Genomic DNA, 13,587 nt, shown 5'->3' on the forward strand with positions numbered 1-13,587 from the left:
ACTACAGCCCATGATCATCCGTCCGCGGTCATCACAGGTTGTCGCCGCAGTGAGCGCCAATCACCGCCAGCTGCCCATGAACTTACCGGGCTTCACGAGCAGTCACCGGTGGGACAAGCGATCGTCTGCCTGACTTGTCCCCGCCTCACTTCTCATCAGTGAGCTGGGCATGCGCCTCGTCGACCACGGTATGGTCGTCGCGGAAGTCGTGGGATGCCACGGGCTCATTGGAGTCACGGGCCACACCGGCACCCAGGTCGGCCAGCAGCAGAGTGACCGCGGTCGGATCGTTGACCCGCAGACGGGCCTTGGTCTGGCCCGGCCCAACCTTGATGGTCCAGCCCTTATCGGGCATGACAGCGAACATGGTCTCGTCTGTTTCATCGTCGCCCAGAGCCATCATGAAGTCGTAGTCGCCGCTGTTGACGAAGGGCAGGATGGCCTGGCCCTTACTGGTGGCCACAGGCGTGACCTCAACGACCTTGGAGTTCTCCATGATCATCAGTCCCAGACCGACCACAACGCCACGCAGACGATGGAGCAGATCCTGACGCTCCTGTTCGGCCACCTGGGCATCGCTCATCCGGTAGTGCCAGGCCACCGCATCGGACTTGCTCTCCACAAAGGAGTTGGGGACCCTGGTGGCCGACTCATCCATGATGGGCCGGATCACCTTCTGCCAGGTATCGGAGTCGGGCAGGCCTTGCGCCCGCTGCCACTCGTCCGAGTCGCTGCCGGGCAGGTTGCGGTTCCAGGCGCCATGCTCGGCAATCAGCCCCACCGGCAGGTCACCGAACCAATCCTGCATGATCTGATGGCTGCGGCCGGAGACCAGCAGGAAGTCCACATCGGGATTGCTTCCCACCTGGGTCAGCAGGCGGCGAAGGGCCTGGGTGGGCTTGGCCCGCTCAGGACGGCGAACAAGCGGGGTCAGCGTCCCGTCATAGTCGCACAGGACCAGACGACGATGGGCGCCGTCCCACTGACGAACGATGGCGTTGTGGTGATCCATACGCAGCCTCCTGTCTGTCATGCCCGGAGTGGAGACCTGCCGCAGGGAGTCGAGGAACGAGGTGCACCAGTTGGCTGCGGTGCGCACCTTGAGCCGGGCCTGCATGCGGATGTTGCGCCGCTTGGACTCCTCGGGGGTGATCTCCAGGGCGTTGTGCAGGGCCTCGCAGACCATGTCGATGTCGTAGGGATTGACGATGAAGGCATCGGTCAGCTCGTCGGCAGCCCCGCACATGTCCGACAGGACCAGGGTGCCGTCGCGTCCGTCATGGCAGGCCAGGTACTCCTTGGCCACCAGGTTCATCCCATCGCGCAGGGGGGTGACCAGGGCTACGTCTCCAGCCGTGTAGATGCCGCAGACCGGCTTGATGGACAGGGAGCGGGTGATGTAATGGATGGGGGTCCAGGCCAGCAGGGAGTAGCGGCCGTTGATCTCCCCCACCAACTGGTCCACCTGGGCCTTGAGCCGCTGATAGGACTCGACGACCTCACGCGAAGGGGTGGCCAGCAGGTAGTAGGTGACATGGCCCACCCACTCAGGGTACTTGTCCAGCATGCGGCCGAAGGCCTGAAGCCGCTCGGGCAGACCCTTGGTGTAGTCCAGCCGATCCACCGAAACGATGACCTTGTTGGAGCGGCTGCCCACCGAGGAAGCCGCCTGCTTGGCCAGCGTGGACTCGGGGATGTCCTTCTCCATGTAGTGGCTCCACCAGTTGGCGTCCGATGTGGCGGCTTCGTTAGCCGCCACGCCCTCGGCAGTCACCGAGGTGCGGTAGCGATGACGGGGGGACTTGCCGCAGACCTCGTCGATTCCTCGACGCATGGCCCGGGCCAGGCCGGAGTGGGCGGTACGCCGGTAGAGGTTGTAGTCGATGCCGATGGGGAAGGCGTCGATGGCTGCTCTGTGGCCGTCAGGCATCTCGACCACGCCGTCCCGGTTGACCGGCAGTTCGGGCAGCAGCCTGTGCAGCGAAGCCAGGAAGCTGGCGGAGAAGTCCACCGTGTGGAAGCCGATCAGGTTGGCGCCCAGGACGCCCTCCAGGATCTCGCGGCTCCAGGGCAGGGAGCGGAAGATCTCGGCGCTGGGGAAGGGCACGTGCAGGAACCAGCCGATGGAGGCATCAGGGTAACGTTCGCGCAACATCTTGGGCAGGAGCATCAGGTGGTAGTCCTGGACCCAGATGGTGTCGCCCTTGCGGATGAGCGGCTCCACCACCTGTGCAAAACGCATGTTGACCTTGCGGTACATCTCCCAGTCCTCCTGGCGGAAGACGGCCTCGTGCGAGAAGTCATGGAAGAGCGGCCAGAGGGTGTTGTTGGAGAACCCGGCGTAGTATCCGTTCAGCTCCTCCTTGCTCAGGAAGATAGGAATGCACCGGCTCTCCCGGTAGGCCTGACGGATGCGGTCCAGCTCCTTTTCCGAGTACTTCTGAGGATCGATGCCGCTCCAGCCGATCCAGAGGCAGTCCTTATGGGAACGGTGGTAGGGGCCGATGGCCGTGGCCAGTCCCCCCACGTTCTGGTGCAAGGTGTAGGAGCCGTCTTCCTGCGCCTGCAGTGACATGGGCAAACGATTGGAGACAATGATCAGACGAGACATGCAACCCGCTTTCTATTCCCGTCCGTGCCGGAATCGTCGGGATTGACCACGGCGCGGACCCATCGCCCCTGGACCCGGGGGACCCATCCGGTCCCACAGGCCCATCGGGGCATCGCTGACTTCCACTCTAGCCTGGAAGTTGTGCCGGCGACGGGGTTTCCTCAGAGTCGGTAGACGAAACCCTCCCATGGGGAGAGACGACCGGTCAGCAGTGAGCTGGCAGTTTGCTCGGGCCGGTAGGTGGATATGAGGATCCGGTCGGGGTCCACAGCCCCAAGAGCCATAGAGGTGAATCCGGTCTGGTCCAAGCCCAGAAGCGCTGCGGTTTCAGGAGGCAGTGAGGCCGGGCGGCTGCTCAGATTGACCACAACCAGCAGGCGCTGGCAGGGCAGGGCATCCAGAACACTGGCAGCCTCGGGTCCCGACTTGGGCTCCGGCGCCTGGTCCAGGCAACGGGTGAATGAATAGATCTGGTCCGCATCCGGATCCAGAAGGGTGAAGTCGCCGGCCGCCACGACCGGATTGGTGTGACGCAGACGAATCAGCTCACGGTAGAAGGCCAGGACCGATTCAGGGTCACGCAGCTCGGTCTTGGCGTTGACCTTGTCCCGGTTGGCATTGACGGCCAGCCAGGGCTCCTTGGGAGCATAAGAAGCCGTGAAGCCGGCGAACTTGGTGGAATCCCACTGCATGGGGGTGCGGGCATTGTCGCGGCTCATATAGGCCAGGGCTGCCATCATGGACTCCGGATCCTGCTCGTGCGCCTGGTCGACCCGCTGATGGTAGAGGTTGATGGATTCCAGATCCTGGTACTGGTCAAGGCTGGTGAAACCGGCGTTGGTCATGCCCAGCTCCTCGCCCTGATAGATGTAGGGGGTCCCCCGGTGCATGTGCAGGAGGAGCCCCAGGGCCTTGGCCGAACGCGAGCGCAGCTCCTCGCTGGAGGTGTCGCCCCAACGGGAGACGATCCTGGGCTGGTCGTGGTTGTCGAAGTAGAGGCTGGCCCATCCGGTCTTGGCCACGGCCTGCTGCTGCTCGTCCATGACCGCCTTGAGCCGGGAGACCTGGAAGGGGCGGATGTCCCACTTGCTGTCCCCGGTGTCAACCTCGGTCTGGGTGAAGAGGAAGAGCATGTCCAGCTCGTGGTTGGCCGGATCGGTGATCTGCCCGCTGCGGGCAGGCGCCAGACTGGGAGCCTCCCCCACGGTCAGGTAGCCCTGCCGACCCTGGAAGACCTGGCTGCGCATCTCTTGGAGGAACTCATCCAGCCTGGGGCCGTCCACGCAGAAGGGCACCGAGGACGAGTACCCCTCAGGCCCCACGGGACCGTCAGCGATGGCCGATCCGTCCTCGCCGGGCAGACGACCCTCGGGGTCGACGGTCTTGGAGATCATGACGATCACATCCATGCGGAACCCGTCGATGCCCCGGTCCATCCACCAATTCATCATGTCGAAGACGGCCTGCCGGACCTGGGGGTTCTCCCAGTTGAGGTCAGGCTGCTTCTTGGAGAACAGGTGCAGGTAGTATTCGCCTCGCTGTGGATCGTACTGCCAGGCGGAGCCCCCAAAGTAGGACCCCCATTGGTTGGGCTCTGCGCCCGGGGTGCCGGGTTCGTGGCCGGCCTTGGCGGGACGCCACCAGTACCAGTCGGCGTGCGGGTCATCCTTGTTGCGGGAGGCCTGGAACCAGGCGTGCTCGTCCGAGGTGTGGTTGACCACCAGATCCATGACCACCTTGATGCCCCGACGGTGGGCCTGGTCCAAAAGCTCGTCCATATCGTCCATGGTGCCGAAGATGGGGTCGATGTCCTGATAGTCGGAGATGTCGTACCCGTTGTCATCCTGGGGAGATCGGTAGACAGGGCTCAGCCAAATCACGTCCACGCCCAGATCGGCCAGGTAGTCCAGACGCTGGGTAATGCCCGGCAGGTCGCCGTAACCGTCGCCGTTCGTGTCCTGGAAGGACCGTGGATAGATCTGGTAGACCACCGCATTGGCCCACCAGGGGTTGGGGGTGGCTCCGTTGGTCCGCACCCGGTCGGGCAGCTGCATGCGTTCTTCCTGGGTCATGATCCTCCTGGCCGGACGGGTTCGGACGTCCTTGTGCCACCCCCACTATAAATCACCCATTCACCCCTGGTTGGCCTGCTCCTCATGATGGACGCGGAAGGCCAGCTCGGCCAGATGGACGCCGTGGGTCAGGAACTCCTGGGTCCGGCAGACGTAGTCATGCTCGCGTCCCAGACGTGCCAGATAGCCGTTGATGTAATCCACCTCGGTCGGGCGGCCCTTGGACATGTCCTGATACATGGAGGGGTAGTGGAGGGGATTGCCCACGCGGCTGACATAGTCCACCTCGTCCAGGGTCTCCTGACGGGTCTGGATCAGCTGCTTGCCGGCCCGCTCGCAGGCGTCATAGGCCTCGTCGATCAGCTGGCGGGACATATCCTTGGCGCCCGGGTAGGAGATGAACTGGCCCATGGTGATCTGGTACATGGTGCAGATGGTGTTGACCACCGAGTTGAAGATGATCTTGGCCAGACAGGTGCCCTCGAAGTTCTCGGTCAGGATGGGGTTGAGGTTGGCGGCCTTGAAGTCCTCGGCCATTCCGCGCTCCAGGTCGCTGGTCTGCTCGGTCATGGCGCACAGGTGCATGGAGCCGGCCCCGGATTTGCCGATGAAGTCCACGTCGCCCGGCCCGTTGAGGACTGTGCCGATCATGGCCGTGCCGCCGTAGATGCGCTCCTTGGGGAAGTACTTGAGCAGCTTGTCGAAATGCCCCCAGCCGTTCATGGCCGAGAAGACCACCTGATGGTCGCGGAAGAGCGGTGCGCAACGCTCCAGGACAGCCTCCAGCTGCATCTGCTTGAGCATGACGATCCAGACATCGGGGTCGCCCTTGTAGTCCTCGGGGGTGTAAATGTTGACGGGCACCAAATGACGATTTTCGTGATCGCGGGAGACATAGACGCCTCCCTGGTCATGAACCTTGTCAATATTGGGCATCCAGGTATCCACGAAATCCACCTGCAGGCCGGCCTGCTCCTGCAGCAGCACACCCAGACGATAGCCCATGGCTCCGGCACCGATGACCGTATATCGCATCGAAACACACCCTCTTCATTTTCTTGATCAGACAACGCACCTCCGGGGACCGGCCCGGGGGATACCAAGCAGTATGCCCAGGCGGCAGAAGGGAACCAAGGCGACGGTCGCATGGTGGACATAAGGACTGGAATATGCCAGGATTCCTGCACCTTGGAGGACTTGGCCGCATACACGGACATCCTGCAATCCCGACGAAAACGTCGACCTAGGCTGGAACCCATGCAGAAAGAACAGAGAGGAGCCGGAAGGATGGATCGGCGGACCCTGGCCATCCTGATCCTGGTGGGCGTGATCAGCGGATTCCTGTCGGGGATGTTCGGCATCGGCGGCGGATCGATCATCGTGCCTGCCCTGGTATGGACCGGACTGCAGCAACGGCAGGCCTCGGCTACCTCGCTGGCATCCATGATCCCCATGTCGCTGGCCGGTGTGGCCTCCTACGCCCTGGGCGGGCATGTGGACTGGCTGGCCGCCCTGCTGCTGGCCGTGGGCACGGTCATTGGGGCGCAGATCGGCACCTGGCTGCTGGACCGGCTTCCAGAGGTGATACTCAGGTGGCTCTATGTGGGCTTCCTGATGGCAGTCATTGCCCAGCAGCTGCTGTCCACGCCCTCCAGAGATAGCAGCATCCAGCTGAGCCCGGCGGTGGCTTCGATCATTCTGCTGGTCGGAATCCTGATCGGAACCCTGTCAGGGTTGCTGGGCGTTGGCGGCGGAGCCATAGCGGTCCCTGCCCTGGCTCTGCTGGGCGCCAGCGACCTGATAGCCAGGGGGACCTCCCTGCTGGCCATCCTGCCCAGTTCACTGTCAGGGACATTCACCAACCTTCGGCACCACCTGGTCCACGCAGGCCAGGGGCTGCTTCTGGGCATCGTGGCTGCTCTGACCACGCCGGTGGGCACCTGGGCAGCCTCAGGAGTCAGCGCGCGAGTGGGCGCCAATCTGTTCGCCGCCTACCTCTGCCTGATCGTCCTGCGCTGCATCTGGGCGGCCCTCCAGGTCACCCCGGCCTTCCAGCGGTACAGAGCAAATCACAGCCACCGCTGAAAACAGGACTCAGTCCCGGCGGTGCCGGGCGAAGAAGTCGGCAAGAATCCCGGCGCATGCCTGTTCACACACGCCGCCCAGCACCTCGACCTTTGACCCGGTGTGCGGGTCACGGGGCAGATCCCAGACCGACCCGCAGGCTCCCATCTTGGGGTCCCAGGCGCCGAAGACCACCCTGCTGAAGTGGCAGGCCATCAGGGCTCCGGCACACATGGGGCAGGGCTCCAGGGTGACGACCATGGTGCACCCTGCCAGATCCCAGCCCGCGTCGGATTTCCCGATGGCCTCCATCTCGGCATGAGCCAGGGGACGGCCCAGGGCCTGCCGCTGGTTGAAGCCCCGACCGATGACCCGGCCCGAGGCATCCAAGACCAAGGCGCCCACGGGCACGTCCCCCTGGTCTCCGGCTATCCCGGCCAGCCGCAGGGCCTCCTCCATGGGCGCCTTCCACCGTTCCTGCACGCGTTCAGTCTGGCAGTCCAGCCCGACAGGCCAGTTCAGTTGATCATGCCTGCGATGCGGCGGCGCATATGGTGCAGGTGGCTCTTGGGCCGCCCGGACGTGTCGATGCCCCGCTTGGCCAGGAAGGCACGAACCATCTTGTCGCCCTCGCTGAAGATCAGGACCGTCAGTCCAATCCCCAGGCAGATGAGCCACTGGCTCGCGCTCAAGGGGGCCATGCCCAGAACGCCCGCAACCGGAGCCAGATACATGGCCCCCGCATGGATGCCCAAGGCCACGAACGAGGCCACCAGAAGGAAGGTGTTGTCCAAGGGATTGAGCTGGAAGATCAGCCTGTTCTCGGATCTGGCCGACATGGCAACGAAGAAGTTGAAGAGGACCAGCAGGGTCAGGGCCATGGTCCGGGCTTGGGCCAGATCCATCCCCGCGTTGATGTTGAGGCGGAAGAGAACCAGGATGCAGGTGGCCATCCAGAGCCCGCAGACGGCAAGTCGCGCCCAAAGCACTCGCGAGAGCAGGCCCTCTCCAGCCGAACGCGGGGGCGACTCCAGCTCATCCCCGTTGCCTGGCTCGAATCCCAGGGCGATGTCCTGGACGCCGTTGGTCACGAAGTTGATCCAGAGCATCTGCAGGGGCAGGAAGAGCAGGGGCTCCTCGGCGATCACATTGACCCCCACGGCGATCATGGCGGCCGCAGCCGTGGACAGGAGGAAGTAGGCGGACCCGCGGATGGCCTTGAAGATGACCCTCCCCTGGCGCACGGCCTGGGTGATGGTGACGAAGTTGTCGTCGGTCAGGACCACATCGCTGGCCTCCCGGGCCACGTCAGTGCCGGAACGGCCCATGGCGATACCCACTGAAGCTGCCTTCAATGCCGGGGCGTCATTGACGCCGTCGCCGGTCACAGCCACCACGTGGCCTTCGTCCTGCAGGGCCTCCACAATGCGCAGCTTGTCCTGGGGGGAGACGCGGGCGGCGATGGAGGTCTCGCGCAGACGGGCCCGGAGGACCTCGTCGCTCATCTCCAGCATTTCGCTGCCGGTCAGCGCCTGGTCGGTGTGCTCCAGACCCAGGCGGCGGCCTATGGCGGCCGCGGTCACCGGGTGGTCGCCGGTGATCATGACCACGCGGATGCCGGCCCCTGCGCATTCGGCGATAGCCTCGCGCACGCCGGGTCGCGGCGGGTCGAGCATGCCCTCAAGCCCCAGGAAGGTCAGGTCGTCGGGCCGACGGCGGGAGGCGGGATCCTGGTCGGAGGAAAGGACCCTGCTGGCCACGCCTATGACGCGCAGCCCCTGGGAGCCCATGGCTTCGTAGGACTTGTGGACGGCCTGCGTGTCCAGGGGAACGACCTGGCCATCCGGGTCCAGCATGGTTCGGCTCATGGCCATGACCGCGTCAGGGGCGCCCTTGACGTATTGGGTCAGGGTGCCGTCCGGACTGCGGCGGATGGTCATGGAATGGAGCAACTCCGGCTCGTAGGGAGTCTCCATGACGATAGGAGCGTCTAGGTCTTCAGCAGTCACAGCCCCGGTCTGGTCGGCCAGGCGGGCCATGGCCATGTCGACCGCGTCGCCGCTGTATTCGATGCCGCCTTCTTCATTCGGCTGCCGGTGGGCCTCATTGGTCAGAGCCCCGGCCCGGGCAAGGGCGGCCAGGCCGCTCATACGGTCGTCGTCGGATACAGCCGCTGCACCCAGGTCCAGGCCCTCTACGGGGACCGGCTGGCCGCCACCCAGGGTGAACTGTTCCACAGTCATGCGGTTCTGGGTCAGCGTGCCGGTCTTGTCCGAGCCGATGACGGTGATGGAGCCCAGAGTCTCCACCGCTGGCAGCGAACGGACGATGGCATGGTATTCGGCCATCCTCGAGACGCCCAAGGCCATGGCCACGGTCAGCACGATGGGCAGAGCCTCGGGCATGGAGGCTACCACCAGAGAGACTGCAGACAGGAAGGCCCCCGTGGCATCGCCATTGAGGATGGCTCCGCCGATGAAGACGAAGATGGCCACCAGGATGACAGCGACGGCGATGCCCACCTCGGTGCGGTGGATGATTCGCTGCAGGGGCGTGCGGCCCTTGGCCACATGGACCAGATCGTTGATCTCGCCCAGCTCGGTGTCGGAACCGGTGGCCACCACCAGCCCTCGGCCACGGCCGCTGGTGACCATGGTGCCCGAGAAGGCCATGCATCGCCTGTCGCCCAGGGCTGCGTCACGGTCCACGGGGTCCGTATTCTTCTTGGCATCCTCGCTCTCGCCCGTCAGCATGGCCTCGTCGATGCGCAGGTGGAGGGCCTCGATCAACCGCAGGTCGGCGGGGATGCGATCGCCGCTCTCCAGGAGGACCAGATCACCCGGAACCAGCTGGTCGGCGTCGATCTGCTCCATCCGGCCCTGGCGCACCACCCGTGTGGTGGGGGTGGACAGGGTCGTCAGGGCCTCCACGGCCTTGTCGGCCTTGGACTCCTGCACATAGCCGATGATGGCGTTGAGGAAAAGGACCAGGAATATGGCCGCAGCGTCCACATAGTGCTGCAGAAAAATGGTGATGATGCCGCAGACCATCAGAACGGCGATCAGGGGGCCGGCGAACTGCTCCAGGAAGAGCTTCCAACGGGGTTTGGCCTGGGCCTCAGCCAGGCTGTTGGGCCCGAAGATCTCCAGTCGGCGTGCGCTCTCCTGCGTATCCAAACCCTGATCCCCGGCGTGCAGGGTCTCCAGCACAGCCGAGGTCTCCAAGCTGTGCCAGTCGGTGTCGTCGAAACGCATGTCAGCCCCTGCCGCCGCTGCGTTCTGATTCTTGATATTTGTAGATGTCATGGATGATGTCATCGGTCAACCTGGCCTTTCCAAACCGGATCGGTCATTTGTCCCCGCATGCGACCCTCTGCAGTCGTTCTTGCAATCTTCCTTCTGGACCGGGGGATGTCCAAAAGCGTCGGGGAAACAATAGCGTGCGCGCAAGTCCCCGGGGTCAGGAGATGGGGGCTCCATGGTCAGCCGCCGCAAGCAGTGCCCGCTGGGAGGTTCGGAGCCTTCCCGGTCTTCACGAGTATACCGATTAAGCCGGCCTTTCATGCGCTTGCGGGGATCCCCGGGCCGGATTTTCACAAATGTTCGCCTATCGCGAGCGCAGTCTGTCCACCGTTTTGACTGGAGGTGTCAACTTAGCGCACATTGTCCATCAATACTGTTCCTGGATATCGCCATTCCGTATACTGGACTATGCGACGTCGATCCTCATACGACCCTGCACTCGAAGATTCCTTCATTGGTCGAACGAACCCTGCTAGTCGGGCCTGCGGCAGCCCGCCCGGGATTGCGTGGCGGAAAGGAAGCCCGTGGAAACATTCATCCTCATTCTGTGCATACTTGCTGCCGTCCTCGTCTCTTCCTTCATTTCCAGATTCATTCCCCGGATCTCCACCCCTCTGGTCCAGATCGCCCTGGGCGCAGTCATGGCCCTGCTGCCCATTTTCCCGCGGATGCGGCTGGATCCTGAGCTGTTCATGGTCCTCTTCATCGCGCCCCTGCTCTACTACGAGGCCCACACCATCAACAAGGTGGAGCTGCTCAAGGGCTTGCGGTCATCCCTTTCCCTGGCCATTGGCCTGGCTGCCCTGACCATGATCATGGTGGGCGTCATCCTGCATGCTGCCTGGCCCATGTTCCCCCTGGCTGCAGCCATGGCCCTGGGCGCCGCCCTGGGGCCCACCGATGCCGTGGCCGTCTCCTCCCTGGGCGAGAGCGCCGACCTCACACCGGACGAACATTCCATTCTTGCCGGCGAATCGCTCTTCAACGACGCCACCGGCGTCATCGGCTTCCAGTTCGCCATCCTGGCCACCGTGACCGGGTCCTTCTCCCTGCCCCGGGCCCTGGGCGAGTTCCTCCTCGAGTTCGTGGGCGGCATCGGCTTCGGCCTGATCATGGGATTTGTGGTCAACTGGCTTTTTGAGTCCGCTCGCCGCCTGGGCTGGGAGACCACAACCACCAGGATCCTGCTGGAGCTCTTCCTTCCTTTCCTGATCTACATGGTCGGGCAGAACATCCTGCATGTGTCCGGGGTCCTGGCCGTGGTCTCCACCGGGCTGCTGGTCCGTTTCGACCACACCGGAGTGGGACCCAATACCTCCAAGGCCAACATCGTCTCATCAAGCGTCTGGAAGGTGCTCTCCTTCAGCCTCAACGGCGCGGTCTTCGTCCTTCTGGGCATGCTGCTGCCAGCGGCCATGGGCACCAGCTGGCGAGACCGGCGGGTCAGCAACTGGATGCTGGTGGCCACCATCACCCTGGTCTGCCTGACCGTGATCGTGCTGCGCTTCCTCTGGACGGCCAGCGTCCTGATCTTCACCAAGGACCATGAAACCGGCAGCAGACGAAGGATCACATCCAAGCTCCTGAGGTCGGCGGCCGTCATGACCTTCGGCGGCCCCAAGGGGACCATCACCCTCTCCTTGGCCCTGACCATCCCCTATATGACCGACGACGGGTCCGCCTTCCCCATGCGCAGCGAGCTGATCTTCGTGGCCGCTGGGGTCATCATCGTCACCCTGGTGCTGGCCAACTTCGCCCTGCCGCTGCTGGCCCCCTCACAGCAGAGCAGCGAGGTGCCGGCCCAGCAGGTCGAAAAATCCATCAAGGTGCTCAGGGGCACGGTCCGGGAGCTCTCCAGCAGGATCACTGACGAGAACCGGCTGGCCATCCAGCAGGTGATCAAGCAGTACAACCACCGCATCGCCAAGCTCAAGTCGCGGATCGGCCAGTACTCCCCCAAGGACTTCCAGGACCTGCAGGTGCAGACCATGGAATGGGAGCAGGACTACATGGAGGAACGGCTGAGCCGGATCGAGGAGGCCCAGGACCAGCTGGAGGAGCGGCTCAAGAGCGAGAACACAAGTATTGAGCAGGCACCTGCATCAACACAGCCTGCGGCCGAAGCCGAACCCAGCACCGAGGCCGAGACTGTGGCCGACAGGGATGCCGACGCCCAGCTGATCGACCGGCGCAGCGACCGCGGAGACGACCAGGAGGAACTGCTGAATCTGCGCAGCCAGGAACAGGCCGCCCGCAGAATCCTGTCCACCATATCCGGATCCCTCTTCCACCTGGACAGGGGCGGGGAGCTCCGCTGGAGGGCCTACACGGCTCGCAGACGACTCAGGGGCCTGCTGCACAGCCAGTTCCACCGCCTGAAGCACCTGACCCAGCCGATCGACAAGGACCGTGTCTTCGTGGCAGGACGCCACCTGCAGGCGGAGATGAACCACTTCCTGATCGAAAAGCTTTACTCCGAGCTGGGCAAGGGCCGATTCAAGACCGAGGATCTGCTCAACACCATCATCAACCATCAGATGATCGAATCTTCGGCGGAGGGCAAGACCGAATACGCGGGCATGCCTGCTATCAGGGATCAGGTGGAGGAGGCCAAGCGCGAGGGCTACGCCATTGAGCTGGGTCAGATCCAAGACATGGTCGAATCCGGGGAGATCTCGCGTACGACAGCCAGGAAGATGCGCCGCAACGTCTACGTCATGCAGGTAGACGCCGACTCGGCCTTGTGAGCCGATCTACATGAGGCCCGAGGTCACGTCAATCTCGCCCAGCCACTGGCGAAGGTCGTTCATTTCGCGCATGTCGACGGCATGATCCAAGTGGTCGTACTCGGTGGTGTGCAGCCATACGTGCTCGTCCAGCCAGGCGGCCAGGGCCCGGAATTCGTACTTGGGCACCGTGGTGTCATCCGAACCGAAGCCCAAGAAGACCGGCTTGTTCAAGCCAGCCAGGCGCTCATCCGCCGGAGCAGTGCCGGGCACCAGGCCTGGGGCAAGGAACCCGGACAGGCATATGGATGCCCGGTAGCGCTCAGGGTTGACCCGAAGCAGATGAACCGCCAGCATGGCTCCTTGGGAGAAGCCCATGGCCACCACAGGTCGGTCCTCGGGGATGTTGGCTGAAACCCAGGCGTCCACAGCCCGGGCCGCTGCATAGCCATCCCGATCCAGGTCCTCCTGCTCGGGGCGCATATCGTGAAACCAGGTGTAGCCCGGACCGAACATGCCGCGCTCGCTGCCTGGCACCACCATGGGCGCCCGAAGGGATGCGTAGTCGTTGTAGGGGGCCACGTAGCGCATCAGGTCGGCCATGTCCTCCTCGTTGGAGCCCCAGCCGTGCATGAGTACAAAAATAGGCCGCGAGGGGTTGCCCGTGCCCTGCTTGCGGGACCAACGGACCTGCTCGACCTTGAGCTCCTGCCCAAAACGTCCGGGCACCACCGTGGAGGGCCGACCCACCAATCCGCCGTCATCCTTTTGTGCTTGATCCATATCTGCCACGATAGTCGACTGGCCCGGTC

General features: G+C 63.9%; 8 protein-coding genes. 2 read left to right on the forward strand and 6 right to left on the reverse strand.

Features of this window, described 5'->3' with window-relative positions:
* Positions 1-145: 145 nt before the first annotated feature.
* The 3 genes from ACUIAH_RS05570 to ACUIAH_RS05580 form a co-directional block, all read right to left on the reverse strand.
* Positions 146-2,611, reverse strand: a complete 2,466-nt coding sequence (locus ACUIAH_RS05570; protein WP_445340609.1) for a bifunctional alpha,alpha-trehalose-phosphate synthase (UDP-forming)/trehalose-phosphatase — start codon at positions 2,609-2,611, stop codon at positions 146-148.
* A gap of 161 nt (positions 2,612-2,772) precedes the next feature.
* Positions 2,773-4,683: a glycoside hydrolase family 13 protein gene (locus tag ACUIAH_RS05575; RefSeq protein WP_445340610.1), complete on the reverse strand. Its 1,911-nt coding sequence runs from the start codon at positions 4,681-4,683 to the stop codon at positions 2,773-2,775.
* A 60-nt stretch (positions 4,684-4,743) separates the two neighbouring features.
* Positions 4,744-5,718: a ketopantoate reductase family protein gene (locus tag ACUIAH_RS05580; protein ID WP_045923818.1), complete on the reverse strand. Its 975-nt coding sequence runs from the start codon at positions 5,716-5,718 to the stop codon at positions 4,744-4,746.
* 222 nt (positions 5,719-5,940) lie between these two features.
* Here ACUIAH_RS05580 and ACUIAH_RS05585 point away from each other — a divergent pair, with 222 nt between their 5' ends.
* On the forward strand, positions 5,941-6,768 hold the full coding sequence (locus tag ACUIAH_RS05585) for a sulfite exporter TauE/SafE family protein (protein ID WP_445340611.1): 828 nt from the start codon (positions 5,941-5,943) through the stop codon (positions 6,766-6,768).
* A gap of 9 nt (positions 6,769-6,777) precedes the next feature.
* Here the strand turns inward: ACUIAH_RS05585 and ACUIAH_RS05590 are convergent, their stop codons facing one another.
* Positions 6,778-7,206 carry a nucleoside deaminase gene (locus ACUIAH_RS05590; protein WP_445340612.1) on the reverse strand — a complete coding sequence of 143 codons (429 nt, stop codon included), beginning with the start codon at positions 7,204-7,206 and terminating at the stop codon, positions 6,778-6,780.
* Between the two features lie 59 nt (positions 7,207-7,265).
* The gene (locus tag ACUIAH_RS05595) at positions 7,266-10,052 is read right to left on the reverse strand and encodes a cation-translocating P-type ATPase (RefSeq protein ID WP_445340613.1); all 2,787 of its coding nucleotides are present in this window, start codon (positions 10,050-10,052) and stop codon (positions 7,266-7,268) included.
* Between the two features lie 521 nt (positions 10,053-10,573).
* Here ACUIAH_RS05595 and ACUIAH_RS05600 point away from each other — a divergent pair.
* Complete coding sequence (locus tag ACUIAH_RS05600) at positions 10,574-12,796, forward strand: cation:proton antiporter domain-containing protein (protein ID WP_445340614.1); 2,223 nt, start codon at positions 10,574-10,576, stop codon at positions 12,794-12,796.
* A 6-nt stretch (positions 12,797-12,802) separates the two neighbouring features.
* Here the strand turns inward: ACUIAH_RS05600 and ACUIAH_RS05605 are convergent, their stop codons facing one another.
* Positions 12,803-13,558 carry an alpha/beta hydrolase gene (locus tag ACUIAH_RS05605; RefSeq protein ID WP_024627569.1) on the reverse strand — a complete coding sequence of 252 codons (756 nt, stop codon included), beginning with the start codon at positions 13,556-13,558 and terminating at the stop codon, positions 12,803-12,805.
* Positions 13,559-13,587: the final 29 nt, after the last annotated feature.

The sequence above is a fragment of the Bifidobacterium sp. ESL0820 genome (genome assembly GCF_052606235.1).

Coding starts and splice junctions, on each gene's coding strand:
- ACUIAH_RS05570 (WP_445340609.1), bottom strand. CDS start 2,611: ATGTCTCGTCTGATCATTGTCTCCAATCGTTTGCCCATGTCACTGCAG.
- ACUIAH_RS05575 (WP_445340610.1), bottom strand. CDS start 4,683: ATGACCCAGGAAGAACGCATGCAGCTGCCCGACCGGGTGCGGACCAAC.
- ACUIAH_RS05580 (WP_045923818.1), bottom strand. CDS start 5,718: ATGCGATATACGGTCATCGGTGCCGGAGCCATGGGCTATCGTCTGGGT.
- ACUIAH_RS05585 (WP_445340611.1), top strand. CDS start 5,941: ATGCAGAAAGAACAGAGAGGAGCCGGAAGGATGGATCGGCGGACCCTG.
- ACUIAH_RS05590 (WP_445340612.1), bottom strand. CDS start 7,206: ATGGAGGAGGCCCTGCGGCTGGCCGGGATAGCCGGAGACCAGGGGGAC.
- ACUIAH_RS05595 (WP_445340613.1), bottom strand. CDS start 10,052: ATGACATCTACAAATATCAAGAATCAGAACGCAGCGGCGGCAGGGGCT.
- ACUIAH_RS05605 (WP_024627569.1), bottom strand. CDS start 13,558: ATGGATCAAGCACAAAAGGATGACGGCGGATTGGTGGGTCGGCCCTCC.